Source organism: Rhodobacter sp. 24-YEA-8, assembly GCF_900105075.1.
GTDB lineage: Bacteria > Pseudomonadota > Alphaproteobacteria > Rhodobacterales > Rhodobacteraceae > Pseudogemmobacter.
This window is the reverse complement of sequence record NZ_FNSK01000001.1, coordinates 670,241-694,632: the sequence shown is the minus strand read 5'-3', so window position 1 is coordinate 694,632 and position 24,392 is coordinate 670,241. Positions and strand designations below refer to the sequence as shown.

The 24,392-nt window shown below is 63.8% G+C and carries 26 protein-coding genes; 8 read left to right on the top strand and 18 right to left on the bottom strand.

The features are described from left to right. The first annotated feature begins 33 nt into the window (after window positions 1-33). Window positions 34-381: a cupin domain-containing protein gene (locus BLW25_RS03395; RefSeq protein WP_092896357.1), complete on the top strand. Its 348-nt coding sequence runs from the start codon at window positions 34-36 to the stop codon at window positions 379-381. 158 nt (window positions 382-539) lie between these two features. Here BLW25_RS03395 and BLW25_RS03390 read toward each other — a convergent pair whose 3' ends face one another. After that, entirely contained in the window at window positions 540-1,418 is an 879-nt protein-coding gene (locus BLW25_RS03390; protein WP_092896355.1) for a L,D-transpeptidase, read from the bottom strand. Between the two features lie 296 nt (window positions 1,419-1,714). Between BLW25_RS03390 and BLW25_RS03385 the strand changes: the two genes are divergently transcribed. After that, the gene (locus BLW25_RS03385; protein WP_092901432.1) at window positions 1,715-2,725 is read left to right on the top strand and encodes a P1 family peptidase; all 1,011 of its coding nucleotides are present in this window, start codon (window positions 1,715-1,717) and stop codon (window positions 2,723-2,725) included. Window positions 2,726-2,744: 19 nt separating this feature from the next. On the opposite strand, the gene BLW25_RS03380 is transcribed toward BLW25_RS03385, so the two are convergent. From BLW25_RS03380 to BLW25_RS03340, 9 genes are all read right to left on the bottom strand, one after another. Then, window positions 2,745-3,197 carry a molybdenum cofactor biosynthesis protein MoaE gene (locus BLW25_RS03380; RefSeq protein WP_171909462.1) on the bottom strand — a complete coding sequence of 151 codons (453 nt, stop codon included), beginning with the start codon at window positions 3,195-3,197 and terminating at the stop codon, window positions 2,745-2,747. A gap of 3 nt (window positions 3,198-3,200) precedes the next feature. Further along, a complete protein-coding gene (gene moaD, locus BLW25_RS03375; protein ID WP_092896353.1) occupies window positions 3,201-3,449 on the bottom strand; it encodes a molybdopterin converting factor subunit 1 in 249 nt (82 codons plus the stop codon). Continuing rightward, on the bottom strand, window positions 3,446-4,111 hold the full coding sequence (gene pgsA / locus BLW25_RS03370; RefSeq protein ID WP_092896351.1) for a CDP-diacylglycerol--glycerol-3-phosphate 3-phosphatidyltransferase: 666 nt from the start codon (window positions 4,109-4,111) through the stop codon (window positions 3,446-3,448). The genes moaD and pgsA overlap by 4 nt, the downstream gene beginning before the upstream one ends. Before the next feature lie 493 nt (window positions 4,112-4,604). Then, entirely contained in the window at window positions 4,605-5,864 is a 1,260-nt protein-coding gene (locus BLW25_RS03365; protein ID WP_143040431.1) for a PAS domain-containing protein, read from the bottom strand. 68 nt (window positions 5,865-5,932) lie between these two features. Then, window positions 5,933-6,613, bottom strand: a complete 681-nt coding sequence (locus BLW25_RS24630) for a hypothetical protein (protein ID WP_216279325.1) — start codon at window positions 6,611-6,613, stop codon at window positions 5,933-5,935. A gap of 90 nt (window positions 6,614-6,703) precedes the next feature. After that, window positions 6,704-8,557, bottom strand: a complete 1,854-nt coding sequence (gene uvrC, locus BLW25_RS03355; protein WP_092896345.1) for an excinuclease ABC subunit UvrC — start codon at window positions 8,555-8,557, stop codon at window positions 6,704-6,706. Window positions 8,558-8,883: 326 nt separating this feature from the next. Continuing rightward, on the bottom strand, window positions 8,884-9,669 hold the full coding sequence (locus BLW25_RS03350; protein ID WP_092896343.1) for an SDR family oxidoreductase: 786 nt from the start codon (window positions 9,667-9,669) through the stop codon (window positions 8,884-8,886). After that, window positions 9,666-9,848 carry a hypothetical protein gene (locus BLW25_RS03345; protein ID WP_092896341.1) on the bottom strand — a complete coding sequence of 61 codons (183 nt, stop codon included), beginning with the start codon at window positions 9,846-9,848 and terminating at the stop codon, window positions 9,666-9,668. The genes BLW25_RS03350 and BLW25_RS03345 overlap by 4 nt, the downstream gene beginning before the upstream one ends. Window position 9,849: 1 nt before the next feature. Continuing rightward, window positions 9,850-10,647, bottom strand: coding sequence for a S49 family peptidase (locus BLW25_RS03340; protein WP_092896339.1), 798 nt, complete (start codon window positions 10,645-10,647; stop codon window positions 9,850-9,852). Between the two features lie 232 nt (window positions 10,648-10,879). Between BLW25_RS03340 and surE the strand changes: the two genes are divergently transcribed. The 3 genes from surE (at window position 10,880) to BLW25_RS03325 (ending at window position 13,628) form a co-directional block, all read left to right on the top strand. Then, complete coding sequence (gene surE, locus BLW25_RS03335; RefSeq protein ID WP_092896337.1) at window positions 10,880-11,665, top strand: 5'/3'-nucleotidase SurE; 786 nt, start codon at window positions 10,880-10,882, stop codon at window positions 11,663-11,665. After that, window positions 11,662-12,342: a protein-L-isoaspartate(D-aspartate) O-methyltransferase gene (locus BLW25_RS03330; protein ID WP_092896335.1), complete on the top strand. Its 681-nt coding sequence runs from the start codon at window positions 11,662-11,664 to the stop codon at window positions 12,340-12,342. Before surE ends, BLW25_RS03330 begins: the two co-directional genes overlap by 4 nt. A gap of 155 nt (window positions 12,343-12,497) precedes the next feature. Beyond that, window positions 12,498-13,628: a peptidoglycan DD-metalloendopeptidase family protein gene (locus BLW25_RS03325; protein ID WP_171909596.1), complete on the top strand. Its 1,131-nt coding sequence runs from the start codon at window positions 12,498-12,500 to the stop codon at window positions 13,626-13,628. Window positions 13,629-13,773: 145 nt separating this feature from the next. On the opposite strand, the gene BLW25_RS03320 is transcribed toward BLW25_RS03325, so the two are convergent. From BLW25_RS03320 to BLW25_RS03300, 5 genes are all read right to left on the bottom strand, one after another. Continuing rightward, window positions 13,774-15,057, bottom strand: coding sequence for a hemolysin family protein (locus BLW25_RS03320; protein WP_092901426.1), 1,284 nt, complete (start codon window positions 15,055-15,057; stop codon window positions 13,774-13,776). Window positions 15,058-15,121: 64 nt separating this feature from the next. Further along, window positions 15,122-15,994, bottom strand: a complete 873-nt coding sequence (locus BLW25_RS03315; RefSeq protein WP_092896331.1) for an ATP-binding protein — start codon at window positions 15,992-15,994, stop codon at window positions 15,122-15,124. Then, complete coding sequence (gene tatC, locus BLW25_RS03310) at window positions 15,991-16,899, bottom strand: twin-arginine translocase subunit TatC (RefSeq protein ID WP_092896329.1); 909 nt, start codon at window positions 16,897-16,899, stop codon at window positions 15,991-15,993. Before tatC ends, BLW25_RS03315 begins: the two co-directional genes overlap by 4 nt. Continuing rightward, on the bottom strand, window positions 16,896-17,795 hold the full coding sequence (gene tatB / locus BLW25_RS25475; protein WP_216279324.1) for a Sec-independent protein translocase protein TatB: 900 nt from the start codon (window positions 17,793-17,795) through the stop codon (window positions 16,896-16,898). The genes tatC and tatB overlap by 4 nt, the downstream gene beginning before the upstream one ends. A gap of 160 nt (window positions 17,796-17,955) precedes the next feature. After that, entirely contained in the window at window positions 17,956-18,177 is a 222-nt protein-coding gene (locus BLW25_RS03300) for a twin-arginine translocase TatA/TatE family subunit (protein ID WP_092901423.1), read from the bottom strand. 247 nt (window positions 18,178-18,424) lie between these two features. Here BLW25_RS03300 and BLW25_RS03295 point away from each other — a divergent pair, with 247 nt between their 5' ends. Further along, window positions 18,425-18,796 carry a helix-turn-helix transcriptional regulator gene (locus BLW25_RS03295; RefSeq protein ID WP_092896327.1) on the top strand — a complete coding sequence of 124 codons (372 nt, stop codon included), beginning with the start codon at window positions 18,425-18,427 and terminating at the stop codon, window positions 18,794-18,796. A gap of 19 nt (window positions 18,797-18,815) precedes the next feature. On the opposite strand, the gene BLW25_RS03290 is transcribed toward BLW25_RS03295, so the two are convergent. Further along, window positions 18,816-19,595 (bottom strand): SDR family oxidoreductase, encoded by a 780-nt coding sequence (locus BLW25_RS03290; protein WP_092896325.1) that lies wholly within the window; start codon window positions 19,593-19,595, stop codon window positions 18,816-18,818. A gap of 368 nt (window positions 19,596-19,963) precedes the next feature. Between BLW25_RS03290 and BLW25_RS03285 the strand changes: the two genes are divergently transcribed. After that, a complete protein-coding gene (locus BLW25_RS03285) occupies window positions 19,964-21,121 on the top strand; it encodes a Hint domain-containing protein (protein WP_092896323.1) in 1,158 nt (385 codons plus the stop codon). Window positions 21,122-21,133: 12 nt separating this feature from the next. Here BLW25_RS03285 and BLW25_RS03280 read toward each other — a convergent pair whose 3' ends face one another. Then, window positions 21,134-22,066, bottom strand: coding sequence for a hypothetical protein (locus tag BLW25_RS03280; protein WP_092896321.1), 933 nt, complete (start codon window positions 22,064-22,066; stop codon window positions 21,134-21,136). 153 nt (window positions 22,067-22,219) lie between these two features. Here BLW25_RS03280 and BLW25_RS03275 point away from each other — a divergent pair, with 153 nt between their 5' ends. Then, entirely contained in the window at window positions 22,220-23,818 is a 1,599-nt protein-coding gene (locus BLW25_RS03275; RefSeq protein WP_092896319.1) for a peptide chain release factor 3, read from the top strand. Between the two features lie 69 nt (window positions 23,819-23,887). Here BLW25_RS03275 and BLW25_RS25470 read toward each other — a convergent pair whose 3' ends face one another. Then, window positions 23,888-24,334: a TFIIB-type zinc ribbon-containing protein gene (locus BLW25_RS25470; protein ID WP_092896317.1), complete on the bottom strand. Its 447-nt coding sequence runs from the start codon at window positions 24,332-24,334 to the stop codon at window positions 23,888-23,890. Window positions 24,335-24,392 lie beyond the last annotated feature (58 nt).

Genomic DNA, 24,392 nt, shown 5'->3' with positions numbered 1-24,392 from the left:
CCCGTGCAGCCCCTTTCAGCCACGGAGCAATTTATGACCCATCCCCTGATCCTGCGCGTCACCCGTGACGGCATCACGCCCGAGACGGACCGCCCTTCGCCCGAAAAGGTGATCGCGGGCGATCCGGTCCATACGACCTGGAGCCTTGAGGAAAAAGAGGGGCTTTATTCCGGCCTCTGGCAGGCGACCAAAGGCAAGTGGAAGGTCTCTTATGATGAATGGGAATATGTCTATATCCATGAGGGCCATTCGGTGGTGACCGACCAGAATGGCGCTGAAACCCATCTGAAAGCGGGCGACAGTTTCATCATCCGCCCTGGTTATGCCGGTACCTGGGAGGTGATCGAGACCACGCTCAAAGATTATGTGATCGTCGCCTGAACACCGCCTGAGGCCCCGAAAGGACCCCGGTCAATTCCCCGAAACCGAGGCGCAATGATCAGGGGAAAGCCGCGATCACGGCAGACGCAAAACTCCCGTCACATGAAAAAACCGCGCCATGTTCTGGCGCGGTTTTCATCAGGTCAGGGCGAAGGCGCTCAGCCAGCGGCGGCTTCGGTCTCTGGCAGCGGGCAATCCTCGGGCGCGATCTTCTTGCGCTTGCACTGCTTCAGACGCTTTGCCTCGGCCTTTTCAGCCGCCACGCGGGCATCGGCCTCAGCTTTGGCAATGGCCGCCTCATCCGCCGCCTTCTTCGCGATATTCGCCTCGGTCTCCGGCACGGCACGGCCAAAGGCGTCATCCATATAGGGCCCCTCAAGCGCGACACTCTCGGCCTCGCTGCGGACCTTCACATGGGTGCCATTGCCGGCGCGGGTGTAAAGATCCATCACATCCTGGTTGTAAAGACGGATGCAGCCCGCGCTGGTCGCCAGCCCGACCGACGCATTGTCGATGGTGCCATGGATGCGGAACATGGTGTCACGGCCGCCGCGATAAAGGTAAAGCGCGCGCGAACCCAGCGGGTTTTCAAGCCCTCCCGGCAGACCGCCGGCATATTCCGCGTAAAGATCGGGGCGGGTGCGGATCATATTGGCGGTCGGCGTCCAGGACGGCCATTCCGCCTTGCGCCCGATATAGCCATTGCCACGGAACGAGGTTCCCTCGCGGCCCACCGCGATGGCATAGCGCACCGCGCGCCCGTCGGGCAGCACCCAGTAGAGCTTGCGTGAATAGACATCGACCACGATAGAGCCGGGCGCATCATCGCCGTTATAGGCCACCTCTGCGCGGCGATGGTCCTCCATCAGATATTTCGGCGCAACGGCCGGAATATGGATCTTGCCGTCATCCACGGCCTCGTAGCCGGCGACCACGCCCGGCGTCTCTTCGATATGAGGTTTCGCGCCACAGGCAGCAAGGGCGGAAAGGGCAAGCACGGCAACAAGGCGGGGCAGTGTGAAAATCACGAAGGTCATCCCGGTGTGGTGAAAACGACTCAGGACGGCCGCCGCCGTCCCGCATAGAGTCCATGCGCCACGCCCTCTGCGCCACGTCAAGTCCCGAAGGGCCGCGCGCGTCGATTCAGGTGCCAGACGGGCCAATGCACGGGTTAAGTGTTGCGACTGTGGCAACAAATCAGACATCGCCCCGCGGCGGGCTTCGCCCGGCCCGGACGGGGTGGCGCAGGCGCAGGCACTGGATCAATGGCAGAAATGCGGGCAGTCTGCGCCTGGAACAGGGCAGAGCAGGCGATGCGGAAGGGATGCGGCAGATGCGGCCAGGACCAGGCAATCTGATCACCGATGTCGCGGGGTTTCGGGTCGGCAATGCCTCGGATCCGGTGCTGCATTCGGGTGTTACCGTCCTGACGGCTGACCGCCCCTTCACGGCGGCGGTACATGTGATGGGAGGCGCCCCGGGCAGCCGCGAGACCGATCTTCTGGCGCCCGACCGGCTGGTGAGCGAGGTGGATGCGCTGGTGCTATCCGGCGGGTCGGCCTTTGGCCTTGATGCCTGTTCCGGCGTGATGGCGGGGCTGCGCGCGATGGGCCGTGGCTATGCGGTGGGCGAGCAGCGGGTGCCGATCGTGTCGGGTGCCATCCTCTTCGACCTGCTCAATGGCGGCGACAAAGCCTGGGCCAAAGAGGCGGTGACCAGCCCCTACCCTGCCCTGGGTCGTGCCGCACTGGAGGCGGCGGCGGTGGATTTCACGCTCGGCAGCGTCGGGGCCGGCACCGGGGCAATGACCGGCACGCTGAAGGGCGGGCTTGGCTCGGCCTCGGCCCTGTTGCCCTCGGGGATCACGGTCGGCGCGCTGGTCGCGGTCAATGCGCTTGGTCAGGTGACGGCGGGCGATGGCCCCTGGTTTCTCGCAGCCCCGTTCGAAGAGGGGGCCGAATTCGGCGGCCTCGGGCCCGCCCCCGCGCTGCCCGCAGCGGCAGCCCCCCTGCCGATGAAGCGGATGGGCGAGGCCACCACCATCGCCATTGTCGCCACCGACGCCACATTGACCAAAGCCGAGGCGCATCGGGTCGCGGTGGCGGCACATGATGGCATGGCGCGGGCGATCTGCCCGTCGCACACATTGATCGACGGAGATCTGGTCTTCGCAGCCGCGAGCGGGGCACGGGACTTGCATGATCCGCTGACCGATCTGTTCCAGATCGGCCATTCGGCGGCAGTCTGCCTGTCGCGCGCCATTGCCCACGCGGTCTGGCTCGCCAGCCCTCAGCGCGGCGATCTGCAACCCTGCTGGTCTGAACGGTTCGGTCGGAAGGGTTAGTCGCGTCGGGGCAAGTGCGTCAGCCCCAGCGGCCCAGCGCCTCTTCATCGCTGTCTCTGGCGGCAACCCATTCGGCGCCCCCGGCGGTGAAGGCCTTTTTCCAGAACGGCGCGCGCGATTTGAGATAATCCATCAGGAACTCCGCCGCCTCGAAAGCCTCACGACGATGGCGGGCGGCGGTGGCGACCATCATGATCGCCTCGCCGGGAACCAGCCGCCCGAAACGGTGGATCACCAGTGTCGCGGTAAGCGCCCAGCGGCGCGCGGCCTCTTCGGCAATGGCCTGGATCGCGACGGCGGTCATCGCAGGATAATGTTCGATTTCAAGTGCTTCGAGCGTACCGCCCTCATCGCGCACGATGCCGGAAAAGCTGACCACCGCGCCAGCCGGACCGGCGGCAGAGGTAAAGCGGTTCAGCTCTGCCCCCTGGTCAAACGCCGCCGCCTGCACCCGGATCTCTGGCGCGTTCACGGCTCAGCCCCCGGTCATTGGCGGGAAGAATGCCACTTCCCGCACCCCTGCAAGCGGGGCTTCAAAATCCGCCAGTTCCTGATCAAGTGCCACCCGCAGGCTGGTCAGATCGGCAAAGGCCAGAGCATAGGCCTCGCCGCGCAGCGCCAGCTCCTGCACGAGATCGGCGACCGTTGCCGCCCCGGTCTCGACCCTCTCGCGCGGCAGACCGATCTTTTCGCGCAGCCATGCGAAATAGAGGATCTCGATCATGGATCATCCCGCAGATATGGTCTTGATTTCGCGAAATATTCCCAGCCAGTGAAGGCGGTGAGGATGGCCGCGATCCAGATCAGCACAAGGCCGACGGAATTGGCATAAGAAGCGCAGTTTTGGGTGACGCAGGCCCGGATCGGATCGGCCGTACCGGCACGGACAGCATCGACATATTGCTCGACCGTCATGCCGCGCGCCGCGATTCCGTTGACGTAATCGAGCCCCGTCCCAAGGAAAAGCGCTGCAATCGCAACCATTTGCGCTGTGGTTTTCCATTTGGCGAGCTGTGTCACACGCAGCGTGCCGGCTTTTGCCCCAATAAACTCGCGAAGCCCCGAGACAAAAACCTCACGGAAGAGGATCACGGTGGCGGGCAGGATCAGCCAGGGGTTCATGCCGTTATAGCCGGTCAGAACCATGATCGCGATCACCACCATGGCCTTATCGGCAATCGGATCCAGCATGGCCCCGAATTTGGATTCCTGTTTCCACAACCGCGCAAGATAGCCGTCGAAATAGTCGGTCACCGCCGCGCCAATGAAAAGCGCGAGCGCCAGCCAGTCGGCCCATGGCCTGTGGAAATAGAGAAACAACACAGCTACGCCGGGAGCCGCGAGCAGCCGCATGAAAGTGAGGGTATTTGGGATCGTCCAGCGCATGCCGCCATTCGTAGCCGAGGCTTCGGCCTCTGGAAAGGGGGACAAAGGATTTGACAAAGACCTTGCCCGACAGGGTGACCTTTATACCGCTGTCGACCGCCTGTTATCGCATACAGGCCAGACCTCTTTGCCGGCCGCCCGTTAGGAACAGGAGAAATGCGTCGTATTTTTTCCGGATGCAGGCCGAAGCCGCTTTCTGATCCGGGTGAATCTGCGGCAGCTGAAATCCGCCTACCGGTTCTGACCTGTACATAACGGTTACCTCCTGCTGCCGGACGGTACCAGCACCAGTCTGGTGCCCGTGATGGCTGGCGTCAGCTGCGGCAGAGGCCTTGCCTTCTCACTGCCTCACCATTTCGACGCGGGCGGGATCTGGCGCGGCCCGCTGTCAGCCAGGTGATCCCGATGTCGCCAGAGACTCCACAAAAGCCTCCGCTTTCAGAAAGCCCTTCCTGCTGCCGGGAAACGGACAGGTATCCCCTCGCCGGTTCCCTCAGCTCGCAGCCAGGGTCTTGCTGCGCTCAGGCGCGCGCAGCAGGGTCAGCGCCTGATCAATCGCGGCAGAGCGATCCATCAATGCCTTCAGGCTTTCCGAGACCGACGCCTGCACCTCGTCAATACGATCAATTGTGGCAGTCAGCGCGGTCTGGCTGTCCTGGGTCTTGCGGCTTTCCACCCGGGCCAGAATGCGGATCGTATCAAGGCCCAGGATCATCCGCCTGAGATCCATACTGGCCTCATTGAGGATCCCCGCCAGCTTGCCGGCCTCTTTCAGGGAAACCTGGGCCGAAGTACGGGAATCGCGGATCACCCCTTCCAGAACCTTGCCTTCGACCCGTCGCTCTTCGCCGTCTTTTTCGCGTTCAACCCTTTCGCCATTATTGTAGATCTCGACCAGCTCGCCCTGGAGCCGCGAGGTTCCGGCAAGGATCAGACTTCGGCGCACGGCGCTGGCCATCTGTCCGCAAAGATTGCCCTTGCCCGATACGAATTCCGAAAGCCGGCGCGAGATCTCTTCCGAGGAATTCTTGTAATTCACCGAAATCTGGCTGATCGGCCCGCCCTGGGGTTCCAGCCGGGCCGCAACCAGCCGCATATTCACCGGCAGCAGCACCAGATCGGAAAACTGCGACACCAGCCGCGCCTGTTCCGATAGTGTCTCGACAAGAAGGCTCAGGAGCGAGGCCAGCGTCTCGGTGCTGCGATCCACCGGCCGTTTCAGCTGCATATCCCGCGACCGGATTTCTGTCGCCAGCGCCTGGGCCGCAAAGGCATCATAGCTGGGGAACCCCAGCTCTGCGAGCCGGGCCAGCAGGATCTGCGACGAGGCCTCGGGCGTCAGTCCCTCGCTTTGTTCGCGCTCGCGTAACCCGGCATATTCCGACCGGGTCTTTTCAAAAATCGGGCTTGAGGGGCGTAACCTCACCGAAAAGAACCCCCCTTCGCAGGGCATTGCAGCCGCGAGGACCCAGTAATAGCCGCCATCCGCCTTGCGGTTTTTGACATAGCCGACCGCGGGCTCGCCCGCTTTCAGCATCTGCCAGAACAGGTAGAAGAACCCTTTCGGCATATCAGGATGGCGAATAACCCGGTGCGGCGCCCCGATCAGATCGGCCCAGGGGATCCCGGCCATGCGTCGGAACACGGAATTCCCCGACCGGATCAGCCCGCGCGGACAGGTGCGCGAATAGATCAGCTCGGAAAAGGCGAACTCAGCCTCACAATTATCGGTCAGCTCGGTCGGGCGGGTCACATTGGCACCTGTCGATCAGAATCACCCTATGTTGCCGCCAGAGGTTTAAGGACTCCTTGCCAGCCGCCTCAGCTGCTTTCGCCCTCGCGCTGGCCCGGTCCCATACCCATACCACCGCCCCCTATGCCACCGCCGCCGCCCATACCGCCGCCACCTCCACCAGAGCCGCCGCCATCTCCGCCGCGCCCTCCGGATTTGCCCGCCGCAGCACCGCCCCGTGTCGGACCCTGAGCCGGGATCACCACATCAGCCGGCACCGGCTCCAGATCCAGCGCCGCGCGGATATAGGCGCGCAGGGAAATGACCAGCTCCGCCGTCGGCACCGGCCGCCCTGCCGCCATATCGGCCGCGGCCGCCGCAGCAAGCCGCACCTGTTCCTTTGTCCCGAGCAGGATGATATCCGACAGCGCCGCCTCCACCGCATCGCGCACCACCCGTGTCCGCTCCAGCCGGCTGGCTGACGAGTTGATCACTTCTGCCTCGGCGCCCTCGGCTTCCAGCCGGGCCCGCAGGTCACGCAAATGGGTCGGATCGACCGTCAGCGTGCCCGTAAATGATCCGCCCAGCACCTTGTAAGCCGCGATCAGCACTTTCAGCCGCTCATTGATCTGACGGTTCATCCGCTGCTGACGCTGCTGAATCGTCAGCATCATGACAATGCGGATCCCCACACCGATCAGCGTCACCAGCAGCAAACTGGCAACCGTCGCCAGCAATGTCTGCCATGAGGTGAAATCCAGAAACCGCATATTGCCCCCTGCTGCCTGAAGATCCGCTCATTTTCTGCCAGAAAGTACCCCGCGGGGATCCGGGAGAACGAAGCCCCCGGCGTCAGGCCCCTACTCGCGATGGAAGAAATTATAGACCGTCTCGGCCATCGCCTCGGAAATCCCCTCGACCGCCATCAGATCCGGCAGGGCCGCCCGACTGACCGCCCTGGCCGAGCCGAAATGCGCCAGCAGGGCGCGTTTGCGCGCGGCCCCTACACCCGGGATCTCGTCGAGCGGCGTTGCACTGACCACTTTCGCGCGTTTCGCCCGATGCGCGCCATTGGCCCAGCGATGCGCCTCATCACGCAGGCGCTGAATGAAATAAAGCACCGGGTCATTGCGTTGCAGCGCGAAGGGACGCTGGCCCTTGCGGTGGAATTCTTCCTTGCCGTGATCGCGGTCAATGCCCTTCGCGACCCCGATCACCTGCATATCCTCGATCCCGAGATCGGCAAGGATCTCTTCGACCGCCGAAATCTGCCCGGCGCCGCCGTCGATCAGCAGGAGATCCGGCCAGGCATCGGACTGGCGGTCCGGGTCTTCGCGCACCAGCCGTTCAAACCGCCGCGTCATCACCTCTCGCATCATGCCGAAATCGTCACCGGCCGCGCCCGCCGCGCCCTTGATATTGAACTTGCGATATTGCGATTTCAGAAAGCCCTCCGGCCCCGCCACCACCATACCGCCAATCGGATGTGCGCCCTGGATATGGGCGTTGTCATAGATTTCGATGCGGTCCGGCGGGCCTTCCAGCCCGAATGCCTCTGCCAGACCGTCAAGCAACCGCCGTTGCGTCGCCGATTCCGACATCCGCCGCGCAAGGCTTTCGCGGGCATTCCTCGCGGCATTCTCGACCAGCTCGGCCTTCTCGCCCCGCTGCGGCACCGCAAGCTCGACCTTATGGCCGGCGCGCTCACTCAGCGCCGCGCTGACCAGATCCGGGTCCTCCGGCGCATGTGACAGCAACACAAGGCGCGGCGGCTCCTTATTGTCGTAAAACTGCGTCAGGAAGGCCTCGAGGATCTCGGCCTCCTCGGCCCCCGAGCCGGTTTTCGGGTAGAAATCCTGATTGCCCCAGGACTGATTCGCGCGGATGAAAAACACCTGCACACAGGCCTGGCCATGATCGAGATGCAGCGCCACGATATCCGCCTCAGAGACCGTGCGCGGATTGATCCCCTGCGAAGACTGCACCGCCGTCAGCGCCTGGATCCGGTCGCGCAGCGCCGCCGCGCGTTCGAATTCCAGCTCGTCCGAGGCTTTTTGCATCTGCGCCGCCAGTTCGGCCTGGATGGTCGAGGATTTCCCCGACAGGAAGCGCCCGGCATCCTGCACCAGCGCGTCATATTCCGCCTCTGACACCTTGCCCACGCAGGGCGCGGCACAGCGTTTGATCTGATATTGCAGGCAGGGCCGCGTCCGGCTGGCGAAAACGCTGTCGGTACAGTTCCGCAGCAGGAACACTTTCTGCAACTGGTTCAGGGTCCGGTTCACCGCGCCCGCGCTCGCAAACGGCCCGAAATAGCTGCCCTTTTCCTTCCGCGCGCCGCGGTGCTTTTTCAGCTGCGGGAAATCATGCGCGCCGCCGATCAGGATATAGGGGAACGACTTGTCGTCCCGCATCAGCACATTGTAGCGCGGCTTCAGCTGCTTGATCAGGTTCTGTTCCAGCAGCAAAGCCTCGACCTCGGTGCGGGTCGTCAGGAACATCATCGAATGCGTTTCCGCGATCATGCGCTGGATACGGTTCGAATTGCCGGTCGGGCGCGCATAATTCGACACCCGCGCTTTCAGATTACGCGCCTTGCCGACGTAAAGCACCTCGGAGGCGGCATTGAGCATGCGGTACACCCCCGGGCTGCCGTCAAGCAGCCGCAGATAGTCCTGGATCACCTCATATCCGCTGCGTGTCGCTGTGCTCATGGCCTGCCCCGTGGCGCATCCGCTGACATATCCGTTGCCGTCAAAAGACAAATGCAGAAGGTCACGATTCTGCCTCCGCGCTGCAATGAACCAGAGCCAGGAGCAAGAGGGAAGAAGTCCACCGTTTCTGTGGATAAGTATGAGGAGAAACTTTCGTGAAGCCGGAATTTTCCTTGTTTTCGGCAGGCCTCACCGGTTTGCCTAATTTTTGGGCATTTTCATAAAGCATTGAAAAACAGGAGAATATTTTCTCACTTACGTCAAGGCGTTGAGAAATCAGGCCTTTTCGTAACAGGCTTGTGAAGAAAGGGGCGAAAGTGGACAAGTTAACGCCCCTGACCCGGCCGGAACGCGCCCTGGCCCCGGGCGCCGAAGTGCTGACCGGCATCGACCGCGATCATCTGGCCGGTCACGGCAGGGCTCTCGGTCAGGTAGCCAAGCGCGGAAGTGATGTCGTCCAGACCGACACCGCGCTGCAAAATCGTGCCGCTGCGTTCAGCGCCATAATCGGCCTCGGACTGGCTTTCTGCGATCAGGGTCGGCCCCGGCCCGATGGCATTGACGCGGATATCGGGCGCAAGCTCCTGCGCCGCCGTTTGCGTCAGCGCCCAGAGGCCCATCTTGGCAATCGTATAGGTCGAGAAATCCGGTCCGGGCGCCAGAACGCGCTGGTCGATCATATTGATCACCATCCCCTGCGCCAGCCGCTCGCCCATAGCATCGGTCAGCGCAGGCGGGCATTGGCGGGCAAAGCCCTGGATCAGCAGATAGGGCGCGCGCAGGTTCGATCCGATATGGCGATCCCAGCTGTCACGGGTGGCAGAGCGGATCGTGTCCGGCTCGAATATCGAGGCATTATTCACCAGAAGTGTCAGCGGCCCAAGCGCGGCCACCGCCTGCGGGATCAGCGCCTCGCAGGCGGCCTCATCCAGCAGATCGGCCTTTAAGGCCACCGCGCGCCGGCCAAGCGCGGTGATCCCGGCCACCACCTCCGCCGCCGCCGTCCCGGACTTCTGGTAATGCACCGCCACATCCCAGCCGCGACCGGCCAGGTACAGCGCCATCGCACGGCCAAGCCTGCGCCCGGCCCCGGTGACCAGCGCCGTCTTCACTTCTTCCCCTTGCGGCAGTCACAGGGCGAGCGCCCCAGCAACGGCCGGCCACAATGCCCGCATTTTGCGGCCTTTGCCGGGCGCCCGCGCAGCATCCGCGCATCGGGGAACAGGATCTTGCCGATCATCCCGACAAGAGCCATGGCGCAGAGAAAGATGAGGATGATTTTCCACACCATGTCAGAGCCCGTAACGTGCAAACATCGCGCGCTCCTCTGCGGCAGCCAGCGCCGCCTCGCCAAGGTTGAGGCCGAAACGGCTGAGCAGCCCGCGTTTGCGGGTGGTCACCGGAAGCAGGCGGACCTTGTCGCCGTAAATCTCGCGCAGCTTCGGTTTCAGATGCGCAACGCCATCGACAAGGCCCAGATCCACCGCCTGCTGGCCCAGCCAGATATCGGCGTTGAAGAGATCGGCCCCGGCCTCCAGCCTTGCCCCGCGCCGCGCCTTCACATGCGCGATGAAATTCTGGTGCAGCGGCGTCAGCAGCGCGCGGATGCGGGCGACATCCTCCTCGCTCTGGGGCCGGAACGGGTCGGCGAAGCTCTTCGACGTGCCGGCCGTATGGACCCGGCGTTCGATCCCGTGGCGGGCGATCAGATCGGTTAGGCCAAAGCCCGCCATGATCACCCCGATCGAGCCGATGGTCGAGCTTGCATCGACCCAGATATCATCGGCGGCGGTCGCCAGCCAATAGCCGCCCGAAGCCGCCACATCCTCGACAAAGGCATGGACGGGGATCTTCTTTTCATCGGCGAGCCGCCGGACCCGCGCCGCGATCAGGCTTGATTGCACCGGCGAGCCGCCGGGCGAATTGATCGCCAGCGCCACAGCCGCAGGTTTGCCGCGCGAAAAGGCGCGCTCGATTGCCAGAGCAAGGCCGGCATCATTCAGCGCCCTGCCCCCCTGGCCGATCTGGCCCTCAAGACGGATCACCGGAACCAGCGGCGGCTTTTTCAGAAAGGGGATGAATTTTCGCATGAACCAGAGCTAAGGCCTCTGCCCCTTCGCGGCAAGTCCCCCACCGCCTGCGCATGGCTTTGCGCCCCTTTGCGCTGCGGGCTTTGCGCGGTCCGGTGCTGTCAGATGTCAACCTGCGGTATCCAGGCCGCAATTATGCACATCATTCAGCGCGTCTGACGGGTCTTTCAGGGCCACATAGCTTGAAGCAAAGCCCCGATCCGGCTAATCAGAAGTCCAGCCAGAGGATATCATGCGCATTCTGATCACCAATGACGACGGCATCAACGCCCAGGGGCTTGAAGTGCTGTACGAGATCGCAACCGAAATCGCCGGACCGGGCGGTGAGGTCTGGACCGTTGCCCCCGCTTTCGAGCAATCGGGCGTCGGCCATTGCATCAGCTACAACAAGCCCATGGCCATCGCGAAACTCGGCCATCGCCGCTATGCGGCCGAGGGCAGCCCCGCCGATTGCGTGCTGGCGGCGATCTATGATGTGCTTCAGGGCGCAAAACCCGATCTGGTGCTGTCGGGCGTCAATCGCGGCAATAACTCGGCCGAGAATGTGCTTTATTCCGGCACTATCGGCGCCGCAATGGAAGGCGCGCTGCAGGGCATTCCCGCCGTTGCGCTGTCGCAATATATGGGACCCGAGACGGATGGTCTGTCTGACCAGTTCGAAAGCGCGCGCGTTCATGGCGCCGGGATTATCCGCCGCCTGCTGGAAAATGGCATCTGGACCGAAGATGATTACCGCATCTTCTATAATGTGAATTTCCCGCCGCTGCCCGCAGCTCAGACCAGGCCCCTGCGCGTGGCCGCCCAGGGCTTCCGCCGCGATACGTCTTTCTCGGCCGAAGGTCAGGTCTCGCCCAATGGGCGCCGGTTCCTCTGGATCAAGGGCGGGCCGCAGCACAGCCCCACCCTTCCCGGAACCGATGCCGAGGTGAACCTCGCAGGTCATATCTCGGTCACGCCTTTGCGCGCCGATCTGACCGCCCATGACCTGCTCGCCGATCTGGCGGCGCGCCTCGGATGAGCGCATGGCAGCCGGAGGATACCGAGGACGAGGCCTCCGGCTGCCATGCCGAACGAAAAATGCGTTTTCTCTTTGCCTTGCGCTCGCATGGGGTGACCGACAGCCGCGTGCTTTCGGCCATGGAAAAGGTGGATCGCGGCCGCTTTGTGAAAGGCGTCTTTGCCGCGCGCGCCTATGATGACATGCCGCTGCCGATCTCTTGCGGCCAGACGATCTCGCAGCCCTCGGTGGTGGGGCTGATGACCCAGGCCCTCCAGGTCGGCCCTCGCGATACCGTGCTCGAAATCGGCACCGGCTCGGGCTATCAGGCCGCGATCCTGTCTTCGCTGGCGCGAAGGGTCTATACGGTCGACCGCTGGCGCCGCCTCTCGCGCGAGGCTCAGGAGATTTTCGCATCCATGGGCCTGACCAATGTGACGGCGCTGGCGCGGGACGGGTCTTTCGGCCTGCCCGATCAGGCGCCGTTCGACCGCATTCTTGTGACGGCCGCCGCCGAAGACCCGCCGGGACCGCTGCTCGCGCAGCTGAAACCCGGGGGCATCATGGTGCTGCCGGTCGGGCAATCCGATACGGTGCAGCAGCTGATCCGGGTGAAACGGCTGCCAAATGGCTTTGATTACGAGGAACTTCGCCCGGTGCGGTTTGTCCCTCTGGTCGAAGGGCTCGGGAATGAGTAGAATCACCTGAAACAGGCAGAACCGGGGGCAAATCCCGGAAGAATGAGGCGAAAAGGCAAAAGGCGGAGCAGATGACCCAGATTTCCCATGATCCCGTGAGGCGCAGCGTTTTGCCAGGCCAAGGCAGGGGACGGTCGAGGCTGGGGCTGGTTCTCATGTCCTGTGCCACGATGGCGCTGACAGGCTGCGTGAACAACAATAATTTCGACTGGGATCTGCGCGGCGGCCCCGGCGGGACTTCGGAAGAGGCGCGCCAGGCGACAGCTTCGCGCCCGGTCCCCGATGGCAATGGCGTGCTGTCATATCCTGGCTATCAGATGGCCCAGGCGCGGCGCGGCGAAACGGTCGCCACCATGTCCTCGCGGCTGGGGCTGAGTGCAACCGATGTGGCGCGCACCAACTCGCTGCAGATCAACGATCCGCTGCGCGAGGGCGAGCTTTTGCTGCTCCCCGGCCGGGTCGCCGCGGCGCCGCAGCCGATGGTCGCAACTGCCCCGGTCGATATCACCGCAGGCGCAACGGCGGCGCTTGACCGGGTGGAAAGCTCGGCCCTGCCGCCTCCCGCCAGCACGAAACCGGCGGCCGTGACCACGCCGGGCGGCGGCAAAGAGCCGACCCGCCACACGGTGAAACGCGGCGAGACGGCCTTCATCATCGCGCGCGCCTATAATGTTTCGGCGAAATCGCTGGCAGAATGGAACGGGCTGGGATCGGATATGGCGATCCGCGAAGGTCAGACACTGATCATCCCGGTCGCAACCGGCGCCGCCCCGAATCCCGAGCCGAAACCCTCGGCACCGGGCTCGGGAAGCGCGACCCCGGTGCCGCCCTCGGCCTCGAAACCCCTGCCCGATGAGAAGACGACGCCGACCGGCACGAAACCCGCAGGCACTCCTTCCTCACCCGATATGGGGGCAAGCCGCACCGGCGCTTCGGCCTCGCGCATGACGATGCCGGCCTCGGGCAGCATCGTCAAAGGCTATGACAGAAAGTCGAACCAGGGCATCAATATCGGCGCGGCAGCCGGCTCGGCGGTCAAGGCCGCAGATGGCGGCACAGTGGCCGCGATCACCCGCGATACCGAACAGGTGCAGATCGTGGTGATCCGGCATTCGAACGGGCTGATGACGGTCTATGCCGGGGTCGACCAGCTGAAGGTGAAAAAGGGCGACTCTGTCAGCCGCGGACAGCAGATCGGTGTGGTGCGTTCGGGCAACCCGTCCTTCCTGCATTTCGAGGTCCGCAAAGGCGTCGACAGCCTGGATCCGATGCCCTATCTCCAGTGACACCTGCGGAAGGGGGCGCTGCCCCCGTCTGCTGACGCAGCCCCCCCGGGATATTTAGAGACAGATGAAAAGACGAAGAGCGGATTTCATCTGTCTCTTAAATATCCCCGCCGGAGGCATCTGAAGCCTGCCAGACGCGCCGGCATCAGAGCTTTGACACCAGCACCTTGTCAATCCTGAGCCCGTCGAGATCCACGACCTCGAAGCTTAGGGCCACGCCATCCGGAGCCTGAAGGGCAAAACGCTCGCCAAGACCCGCCATATGGCCGAGCTGGTGCAGGACCAGACCCGCCACGGTGTCATATTCGCCGGCCGCATCGCGCGGCAGCCCCATACGGTCACAAAATTCATCGGCTGGCATCCAGCCTGCCACCAGGAGCGATCCGTCGGCCCGCTCGAAGACCGGCGGCTCGCGCGGGTCCGCCCCGGCCTCGGCGCCGGTGATCGCCTGCAACAGGTCGCTTTGCGTGATCAGCCCTTCGAAATTGCCATATTCGTCATAGACCAGCGCCAGGTGCTCGCCCGCCCGTTGCAGCACAGCGACCACATCCAGTGCCTCCATCCGGTCCGAGATCACCGGCACATTGCGCAAAAGCCTGCGCAAATCCGGCAGGTCGCCCCGCGCCAATACCCCATAGAGATCCGTGAGCCGGATCACCCCCAGCACATCCCCCGCCGCATCGGCGACAGGGATACGGCTCTGGCCGATCTCACTGACCCGCGCTGCCACCTCATCGGGTTCCAGATCCACCGGCAGCGTCGTCACCTCCTGGCGCGGCGTCATCAGCGCGCGTGCGGTGCGATCGGACAGCCGCATCACACCCGAGATCATATTGCGCTCTTCTTCCTCGAGAACGCCGCCCTGCTGTGCCTCGGTCAGAAGCACATTGACCTCTTCCTCAGTGACCCTGTTACCGCTCTCGCCGCGCTGCCCGAGAAGCCTCAGGATCAGCCGGCCGGAATTTTCCAGAAACCACACGACCGGCGCCGCCACGACCGACAAAAGCGCCATCAGCGGCGCGACCTTTGCTGCCACCGCCTCGGGATTGCGCAGCGCGATCTGTTTCGGGACCAGTTCGCCGATGATCAGCGAGACATAGGTGATCGCGATCACCGCACCGCCGACACCGATCCGCGAGGCCCAGGCATCGCTCATCCCGCCGGCGGCCAGCCAGGCAGCAAGGCGCCCGCCCAGCGTATCCCCCGCCAGCGCGCCTGAAAGCACCCCGACACCGGTGATCCCGATCTGCACCGTCGAGAGGAACCGCCCCGGATTCTCAGACAGACGCAGCGCCTGGGCCGCGCCGCGCGATGTGGCGGCCATGCTTTTCAGCCGCGCCGGCCGCGACGACACCACCGCCAGCTCTGACATTGAAAAAACGCCGTTCAACGCGATCAGCGCCAGAAGGATCAGGATTTCCGTCAGCATCGGGCCGCCCTTTCTCAGCGCAACGGGCGCAAAGTGGCCGGCCCGCGCCACCTTCAGTCTGTTGTCACACCGCCAGCGTCACGCCTTCGCGCGCTGCCAGATCGCAGAAGAACTGCCAGGCCACCCGGCCCGAGCGCGAACCGCGCGTCGCCTGCCATTCAATCGCTTCGGCGCGCAGCCGCTCGGGGCTGACGGTAACGCCATGCGCGTCGCAATAGCCCCGGATCATCGCCAGATATTCGTCCTGGCTGCAGGGATGGAAGCCGAGCCAGAGCCCGAACCGGTCTGAGAGCGAGACCTTTTCCTCGACCGCCTCGCCGGGATTGATCGCCGAGGAACGCTCATTCTCGATCATATCACGTGGCATCAGATGGCGGCGGTTCGAGGTGGCGTAGAACAGCACATTTTCCGGCCGGCCCGAGATCCCGCCATCCAGCACCGCCTTCAGCGATTTGTAATGCTGGTCGTCATGGCTGAAGGAGAGATCGTCGCAGAACAGGAGGAAGCGCTGCTCCGGCGCCGCGCGCAGATGCGACAGGAGCCGCGCGACCGTCGGCAGGTCTTCCCGTGCGAGTTCGACGATCTTGAGGCTCAGCCCCTCTGCAAGGATCTGCGCATGGGCGGCTTTGACGAGGCTCGATTTGCCCATGCCGCGCGCGCCCCACAGAAGCGCGTTATTCGCGGGCAGCCCGCGCGCGAAATGGCGGGTGTTTTCCAGAAGCGTGTCGCGCGACCTGTCGACGCCCACCAGCAGCGAGATATCGACGCGCGACACATGCGGAACGGGGTCAAGCCGTTCAGGCCCGGAGGCCCAGACAAAGGCCTCGGCGGCGGTGAAATCAGGATCGGGCAAAGGCGCCGGAGCCATTCGCTCCAGCGCCGCTGCGATCCGGGTGAGTTGGGGGGCCAGATCGCCCCCGCTCAGCTTATCAGTCATGCTTCGTCTGCGTCCTCTTCCCATTCGCCATTCGCACGTGCCTCGGCTTCCTGTTTCTTCTCGAACCGGCGCACGAGGAAAATGGAAACCTCATAAAGCGGATAGACGGCGGCGAACAGGATCAGTTGTGACATGACATCGGGCGGGGTGACGACTGCGGCAACGATCAGGATGATCACGATGGCATAGCGACGCACCCCGGCCAGGCCTTTTGCCGTCACCAGCCCCGCGCGCCCCATCAGGGTCAGAAGCACCGGCAGCTGGAAACACAGGCCGAAGGCAAAGATCAGCTTGAGCGAGATATCAAGCGTTTCATTGACCTTACCCTGGAAGACGATGCCGATCCCGCTGCCGGTCGCGGCCGGCACCGCCGGTGCCGCGCCAGGAACCACTACCTGCGAGCTGTCATGCAGCGCCCCCGCGACCTGGCCGAAGACCGCGTTGAACATCGAGGTGACCGAGGCAAAGCCCAGGAAGAACTGCATCGCAATCGGGGTGACGACGAATTGCGCGAATGCCGCCCCGAGCAGGAACAGTGCCGGCGAGGCCAGCAGGAAGGGCAGGAAAGCGCGCTTTTCGCTTTTATAAAGCCCCGGCGCCACAAAGCGCCACATCTGATAGCCGATCACCGGAAAGCTGACGACCAGTCCCGCGATCACCGAGACATGGATCAGGGTAAAGAAATATTCTTGCGGCGCGGTATATTGCATCACCGGATTGGGGTTTCCGAGCGCGCGCATCGCATTTTCGATCGGCTTGAGCAGGAAGCCGAGAATGGGTTCCGCCACCACAAAACAGGCCAGCATCGCGACAAGGAAGGCCCCGACCGACCACAGAATGCGGTTCCTGAGCTCGATCAGATGTTCGATCAGAGGGGCGGAGCTGTCTTCGATCTCCTGGGTCATGCCTGATCCTCCGCCTTATCGAGGCCAGTTTTTGCAGCCGCTTTGACGGCGGGTTTTGCGGCAGTCTTGCGGGGCTTCGCGGCGGGTGTGCCGGTCTCTGCCTTTGCCGCTGCCGTCCTGGATTTTGTCACCGGCTTTTCGGCCTTCGGGGCCGGTGCCGCTTTGGTCTTTGCGGCGGTCCTGGGTTTGGCTTTGGGGCCGGGATCGCCAGCGGCTTCGGCCTTCGCCGCCGCGACCTTGCGCTTTGCGGCCGGCTTTGCGGCGGGTGCGGTGCCCAGCGGTGTGCTGGTCACCGGCGGCGTGATGATCGACGCCGGGATTGTCTCTGGCGCATCCTCGAAAGCGCTGGCCGTGCTTTGTGCCGGAGGCGGCGTATTGCGCAGCCGCTCTGCCGCTTCGCGGGCAATGGCCTCACGCTCGGCGCGTTTCATCGCGAGATCGGTGGTGTTCGGGCCAGCAGAGACTCCGGCAGCGACAGGCGCATTGGGATCCGGGATCGCGCCCGTCTCAGCCCCTGCGGGATCGGCCGCAACGGCGGATCCGAGCCCGACCGCCGCAGCAGGTGCCACAGCCCCGCCCGCGGCCGCCGTCGTGGCAGGCGTGCTGCCCCGCGCGGTCTTGAGCGGATCCCATTTCTCGAACTTATCCGCCGCCGATTTCACCGCGTCGAGCCCCATGCTTTTGGGGCTCGTCACCTTGCGCAGGTCATTGGCGACATCCTGGACACCGCTTTCTTTCGCGGCATCTTCCATGGCGCGCGAGAATTCCCGTGCCATGGATCTGAGTTTCGCCGTGAACCGCCCCAAAGTGCGGAACATCTCGGGCAGGTCTTTCGGTCCGATGACGACCAGCGCCACCACACCAATGACCAGAAGCTCGGACCAGCCGACTTCCATCCGCGCCTCTCCTTAAACTGCGTGTTGTCCCCAGGATCAGCCCGCCTGCAAGACTTGCGGCCGGCCATCCGGCCAGCGGCATCGCCTGCAACAAGGCTGTCTCGCCCGTCTCTGCCCGGCCCGGTCAGGGGCCGTCAAAGAGGGTGATGACCCCTGCGGCTCAGACCTTGTCTTTTGCTGCCGTCTCGGCCGGGGTCACGTCCTTGGCAGCCTCGGCGCGCTCTTTCTCGATCTCGGCAGTGCCATCGGACACGCCTTTCTTGAAGGCGGTGATGCCTTTGCCGACCTCGCCCATCAGCGAGGATACTTTGCCCTTGCCAAAGAGCACGAGAACAACAACGGCGATAAGCAGGAGGCCGGGAAGGCCGATATTCTGAAGCATGGAAACCTCCATCCAAACGGGGCCCCGGTGATTGACAGCCGGAGCGTGATTCACGTCTTCGCAGCCGCTGTGACCGCGATATGTCCCCAGGGTAGGGCCAATCGACGGGCGGATAAAAGAGCCATTCCGCTTGTGTCCTCTGGTCAACTGACAGTATTTTGTCAGTTGCCCTGACGGGGATGCCCGGCCCTGGCGGCAGCACAGGAGGCGCAGAGACAGGCGTCGCGGGAGAGGAGAGGTCCATAAGATGAAACGCGATGCCCGGCTTTACGACCTCGTGCAGATCCTGCGCGACGGCAAGCTGCATACGGCGGAAGAGCTGGCGGCCAGCCTTGGCGTCTCGACCCGCACGGTCTGGCGTGACATGGCGATGATGGCGGCGACCGGGCTGCCGGTGACAGGCGAACGCGGGCTGGGCTATATCCTGCGCTCGCCGCTGATGCTGCCGCCGACCGTTCTGACGCCCGACGAGCTGGAAGCCCTGGCCTGCGGGCTCAGACATGTCGAGGCCAATGATCCCGGCCTCGCACGCGCCGCGCGCAATCTGCTTTACAAGATCACGACGCTGTTGCCCCAGGCCGGGATTGGACCCGACGATATGGACCCGGCGGATGAATGACCCCGCCGGGGAGAGATGATCAGATCGTCAGATTGGTCGCCCCGCCATCCGCGAGGATATTCTGCCCGATGATGAACCCGGCATGGACGGAACAGAGGAAGGCACAGGTCGCCCCGAATTCCGCCGCCGTGCCATAGCGCTGCACCGGGATCGTGGCTTCGCGCTGGCGCTTCGCCTCCTCAGGGCTGAGCCCGGTTTTGTCCGCCAGGCCCTGATCCAGCGCGACAGCGCGGTCGGTGGCATGGATGCCGGGCAGAAGATTGTTGATCGCAACCCCCTTCCCCGCCACCTGGCGCGCAGTTCCGGCGACAAAACCGGTCAGCCCGGTGCGCGCGGTGTTGGAAAGACCCAGCACATCCACCGGCGCCCGGACCGAAGCCGAGGTGATATTGACCACCCGGCCCCAGCCCCGCTCCATCATCCCCGGCACCGTCGCCTGCATCAGCGCGATCGGTGTCAGCATATTCGCATCAAGCGCGCGGATGAAATCGTCGCGGTCCCAGTCGCTCCAGACACCCGGAGGCGGGCCGCCTGCATTGGTCACCAGAATATCCACCGCGCCGGCGGCCTCCAGCACCCGCGCCCGCGCCGTCGCATCGGTGATATCGGCCACCACCGGCGTCACCGAAACCCCATAGGTTTCAGACAATTCCGAAGCAGTCTTCACCAAAGCCGCCTCGCCGCGTGCGCAAATCACCAGATCGACCCCCGCCGCCGCCAATGCCTCCGCACAGCCCCGGCCAAGCCCCTTAGACGCCGCCGTGACCAGCGCGGTCTTACCTCTGATGCCCAGATCCATATCGCTTCCTTTCGCGCGTTTACAGCGGCCAGCCTGACAATGCCCCTTCCGGGTTGCAAGCCCCCGTTCGAACCCAATACCCCCGTTATACGCCCAGCTGTCATGCGTGGCCGGGGCGCGCATTCCCTCCGGGTGGAACCGCCGGATTCGCGCAGGAAAATGCGCGTCTTCCCGGGTATTTGTCACAAGCCGCGTTTGACCCCGCGCGACGCGAACTGTTATACATAAGCGTAATAACCAGTCGGAAATACCTTGCGGTCAAATTCGGGCCGCCACTGTCCAGGCCGTGGCCCGGACGATTTTGAGACCTGATTTCAGAGCAACAGGTCTCGTTTTGATGGGCAAAGTTTCAGGACAGATCCGGCAAAATGACTTCTTTCCCCGACCAGAGCCCCAGCCAGGACCAGCGCGCCGCAACAGCGGCTGGCGCGGCGCCCGGGCAGGCCTGTCAGGTTTTCGCCGCCGGGGATATTTTCGTCTCTTCCGGTGTGAACAGCGGTGACGGGCTTGGCCTGCCCGATGAGGTTGAAAGCGGCGACATCTATCAGCTTGAGCTGGGCGCAGCCCCGTCGCGCCTGCTGCTTGAGGCCGCCGCTGACTGCGGCGCGCAGCGGGTTGCCCCCGGCTCTGCCGTCGGTCAGGCGGGCGATCTCGTGCAGCTGGTCGCGCGTTATACCCTGATGGCCGATGATGGCGACCGGGTGGAGCTTTTGCTGATCCGGATCGGCCAGGACGGGGCGGACGCGCTTTGGGTACTGCCGCTGTCTCCGGTTTCGGACCGCGCGGAATATGCGCTTCTGGCGGTTGAGGTCTCGCCCCGCGATGCCCGGCTGACGGCGATGATGAGCCTCTCCTTCGCGCGCGGCACCAGGATCTCGCTCGCGAGCGGTCGCATGGTCGCGATCGAGACGCTGCGCCCGGGGATGAAGCTTCTGACCCGCGATCATGGCCCGCAGGAATTGCGCCATATCGGGCGGGCAAGCCTGCGCGCCATCGGGGCCTTCGCGCCGGTGGTGATCCTGGCCGGCACATTTGGGAATTCAGGCGATCTGTTCGTCGGCCAGCATCACAGGATGTTCCTCTACCAGCGTCATAAACTGCCGGGGCTGGCCACGTCGGAACTGCTGGTCCAGGCCCGTCATCTTGTTGATGAAGAACATGTTTTCATCCGAGAAGCGGGTGTGACCGACTGGTTCAGCCTGATCTTCGACCAGCATGAGATCATCTATGCCGAGGGTATCCCGGTCGAAAGCCTGATGGTCAATGACGCCACCATCTCGCGTCTGCCACCGCAATTCGCCTCGGAGGTGCGGGCACAGTTTCCCGGCCTTGCCCATCTGCAGCATTTCGGGACCGAGGCAGGGCGGCAATTCCTCGATTCCATCGGCGGCCCGACACATTGGCGCAGCCGTGGCGCAAGCGGCAAAAGCCGGGCCGGTGCTGTCACAAACGATTCGGGCGCAGAACGGGACACAGCGCCCGGCGTCTCCGGACAAAGCAGCGAAGACCGCACCAGGCCCGGCTGAGCCGCGCGCAACTCAGCGCCAGAGGCCGCGCCAGCCGTCTGGTTCCGGCAGGGATCGGGGGTCGAGTTTCGCCTGAATCCCCGCGCTTTGCGTGCCGATGTTCCACAACAGCGCACTTTTCGGAACCGGAATATCCGTGCCGATTGCCGGATCCATGATCCCGGTCACAATGCCCTGAAAGGTCAGCCGCCCGTCTTCCATCACCGCAATCAGCGAGGAACTTGCCCCGGGCGCGGCATCGCAGGTGAAATAGATCATGCCATTATCGGGCCGCGTCTTGCGCTGTTCACAGCCCTGCCAGGAAAACTCCCAGCCGTTTTCCTGCTCGAACCGCCCGTCATAGCCGATCACCCAGACCGGACCGGCCGGGTTCTGCCGCGCGGACCAGGGCATCGCCCCGCGCAGGCCCCCTGCCCCCCAGGCAAAATCGGGCATGATATCATCCGAGACGGTCTCGGTCAGCCGATAGGCGACCCAGTCTCCGACCCAGGGCATCCCCGCACCAGAGCGGGTGAAATTCACCGGATCCGGCTCCAGATCGACAATCCTGTTTTCGAATTCCATGCGGCGAACAGCCTCGTCGCCGGCCTGGTACGAAATGTCTGGCAAGATATAAGAGGCATTGGGCAGGAAAATCGCGTCAAGACCCGGGTCGCAATGCACCTGGCCCGGCCCCCTTCCGGTCAGAAGATGCAGTGAGGTCACCGCGTAATCCTGGCCCTCCACCGTGACCAGAACCGCATTCGAACCCCAGCCACAGTCAGGAACAGCAATCCAGCCGATGCGGTTCGCCGCCGTCAGGATCTCGCGTTCGGTCGGGCTGAGATCTGCGACAGGCTTCGCGCGCAGAACCGACATCGCTTCGCGCGTGCCATTGTCGGTGAACCAGGCCGCCTGCACCGGAAGGGCCGGCAACAGCGCAAAAACAACAGACAGAAGACGCATCGACCAGATTCCCGTAACACACCTGAGCAAAAGGCAAACATGCGGGCCCCGCTTTGTCCAGCCGGCAACGCCTGACCGGTTTCGGGGGCGGATCTTTCCCCCGGCCCGCCTGCGCGATAGACGGCGACAGCGACAGGCGCTAAAAGCCCGGCCATGCTGGACAACGCCCCCACCCTTCCGCCCGAGATTTCCCGCCGCCGGACCTTCGCGATCATCGCGCATCCGGATGCGGGCAAAACCACACTGACCGAAAAGTTCCTCCTGTTCGGGGGGGCGATCCAGATGGCGGGCCAGGTGCGCGCCAAGGGCGAAGCCCGCCGCACGCGCTCGGACTTTCTCAAGATGGAACAGGACCGGGGCATCTCGGTCTCGGCCTCGGCAATGTCTTTTGAATATCGCGAGTTCCGGTTCAACCTGGTCGACACGCCCGGCCACTCGGACTTTTCCGAAGACACCTATCGCACGCTGACCGCCGTCGATGCCGCGATCATGGTGATCGACGGGGCGAAAGGCGTGGAAAGCCAGACGCGGAAACTGTTCGAGGTCTGCCGGCTGCGCGATCTGCCGATCCTGACCTTCTGTAACAAGATGGACCGCGAGGCGCGCGACACATTCGAGATCATCGACGAGATCCAGGAGAATCTTGCGATCGACGTGGCGCCGGCCTCCTGGCCGATCGGCTCGGGGCGCGATTTCCTCGGCGCTTATGACCTGCTGAATGACCGCCTTGAGCTGATGGACCGCGCCGACCGCAACAAGGTGGCGGAATCGGTCAAGCTCGACGGGCTGGATGACCCGCGCCTTGCCGACCATATCCCCGCAGACCAGCTGGCGCAGCTGCGCGAGGAAATCGCCATGGCGCGGGAATTGCTGCCCGCCTTTGACCGCGAGGCGTTTTTGCATGGCGCGATGACTCCGATCTGGTTCGGCTCGGCGATCAACTCTTTCGGCGTGAAAGAGCTGATGGAAGGGATCGGCAATTTCGGCCCCGAACCGCAGCCGCAGAAATCCGCTGAACGCGCCGTCGGCGCAGAAGAGCCGAAAGTCACCGGCTTTGTCTTCAAGGTCCAGGCCAATATGGACCCCAAGCACCGCGACCGCGTGGCCTTTGTCCGCCTCGCCTCGGGCCATTTCGAACGTGGCATGAAGCTGACGCATGTGCGCTCGAAAAAGCTGATGGCGGTGACCAATCCGGTGCTGTTCCTTGCCGCCGACCGCGAACTGGCCGATGAGGCCTGGGCCGGCGACATTATCGGCATCCCGAATCATGGCCAGCTGAGGATCGGCGACGCGCTGACCGAGGGCGAGACGCTGCGTTTCACCGGCATCCCGTCTTTCGCGCCCGAGCTCTTGCAGAACATCCGCGCGACCGACCCGATGAAGGCCAAGCACCTGGAAAAGGCGCTGATGCAATTCGCCGAGGAAGGTGCCGCAAAGGTCTTCAAGCCCGCCATCGGATCCGGCTTTATCGTGGGCGTCGTGGGCGCGCTGCAATTCGACGTGCTCGCCTCGCGGATCGGGCTGGAATATCAGATCCCGGTGCGGTTCGAACCCTCGCAATTCACCTCGGCGCGCTGGATTTCGGGCGACAAGGCCGAGATCGAAAAGATGGTGAACCTGAACAAGCAGCATATCGCCACCGATAATGACGGCGACCTCGTGTTCCTGACCCGCCTGCAATGGGACATTGACCGGGTGGTGCGCGACTATCCGGCGCTGCGGCTGACGGCAACGAAAGAAATGATGGCCTGAGCGCGAGAACGCTTCATCACGGGCTCAGATCGGAACAGGCCGGGAGATCCCTCTCCCGGCCTTTTTTTATCAAAAATCAAATATATCGCCGAGGATACTGCCCATTCCGCGTTTGCGGCGCCCCCGGCCACGGTCATCATAATCATCGTCATCGTCATCATAGCGTTTGCGGCTGCGGTTGCCGGACATGTCCTGATCCCTCGGGTCCGGCACGGACGTGTGTCGCACGCTCTGGTCAAAGCCCCCGCGCTCTGGCGCACGGCCCCCGTGCGAGACAGAGCGGTCCTGCGCGTGGTGCGACCTGGCCGCTTCGCTGACCGGAGGCGGCGGCGGCGGGCTTGCGCGCTGCGGCTCGGCCTGGGTCACAGCCGGCATCGCCTTGCTGGCGGCAACCTCGATCAGCTTATCCAGCTCCCCCCTGTCGAGCCATATGCCCCGGCATTTCGGGCAGTAGTCGATCTCGACCCCCTGGCGCTCTGTCATAAGCAGCGTCTCGTTGTCGACCGGACATTTCATTCTCGTCTCCGAACTGGTTATCTTTTGCGCATGTCGGGATAGCAGCTCTCCCGCACAA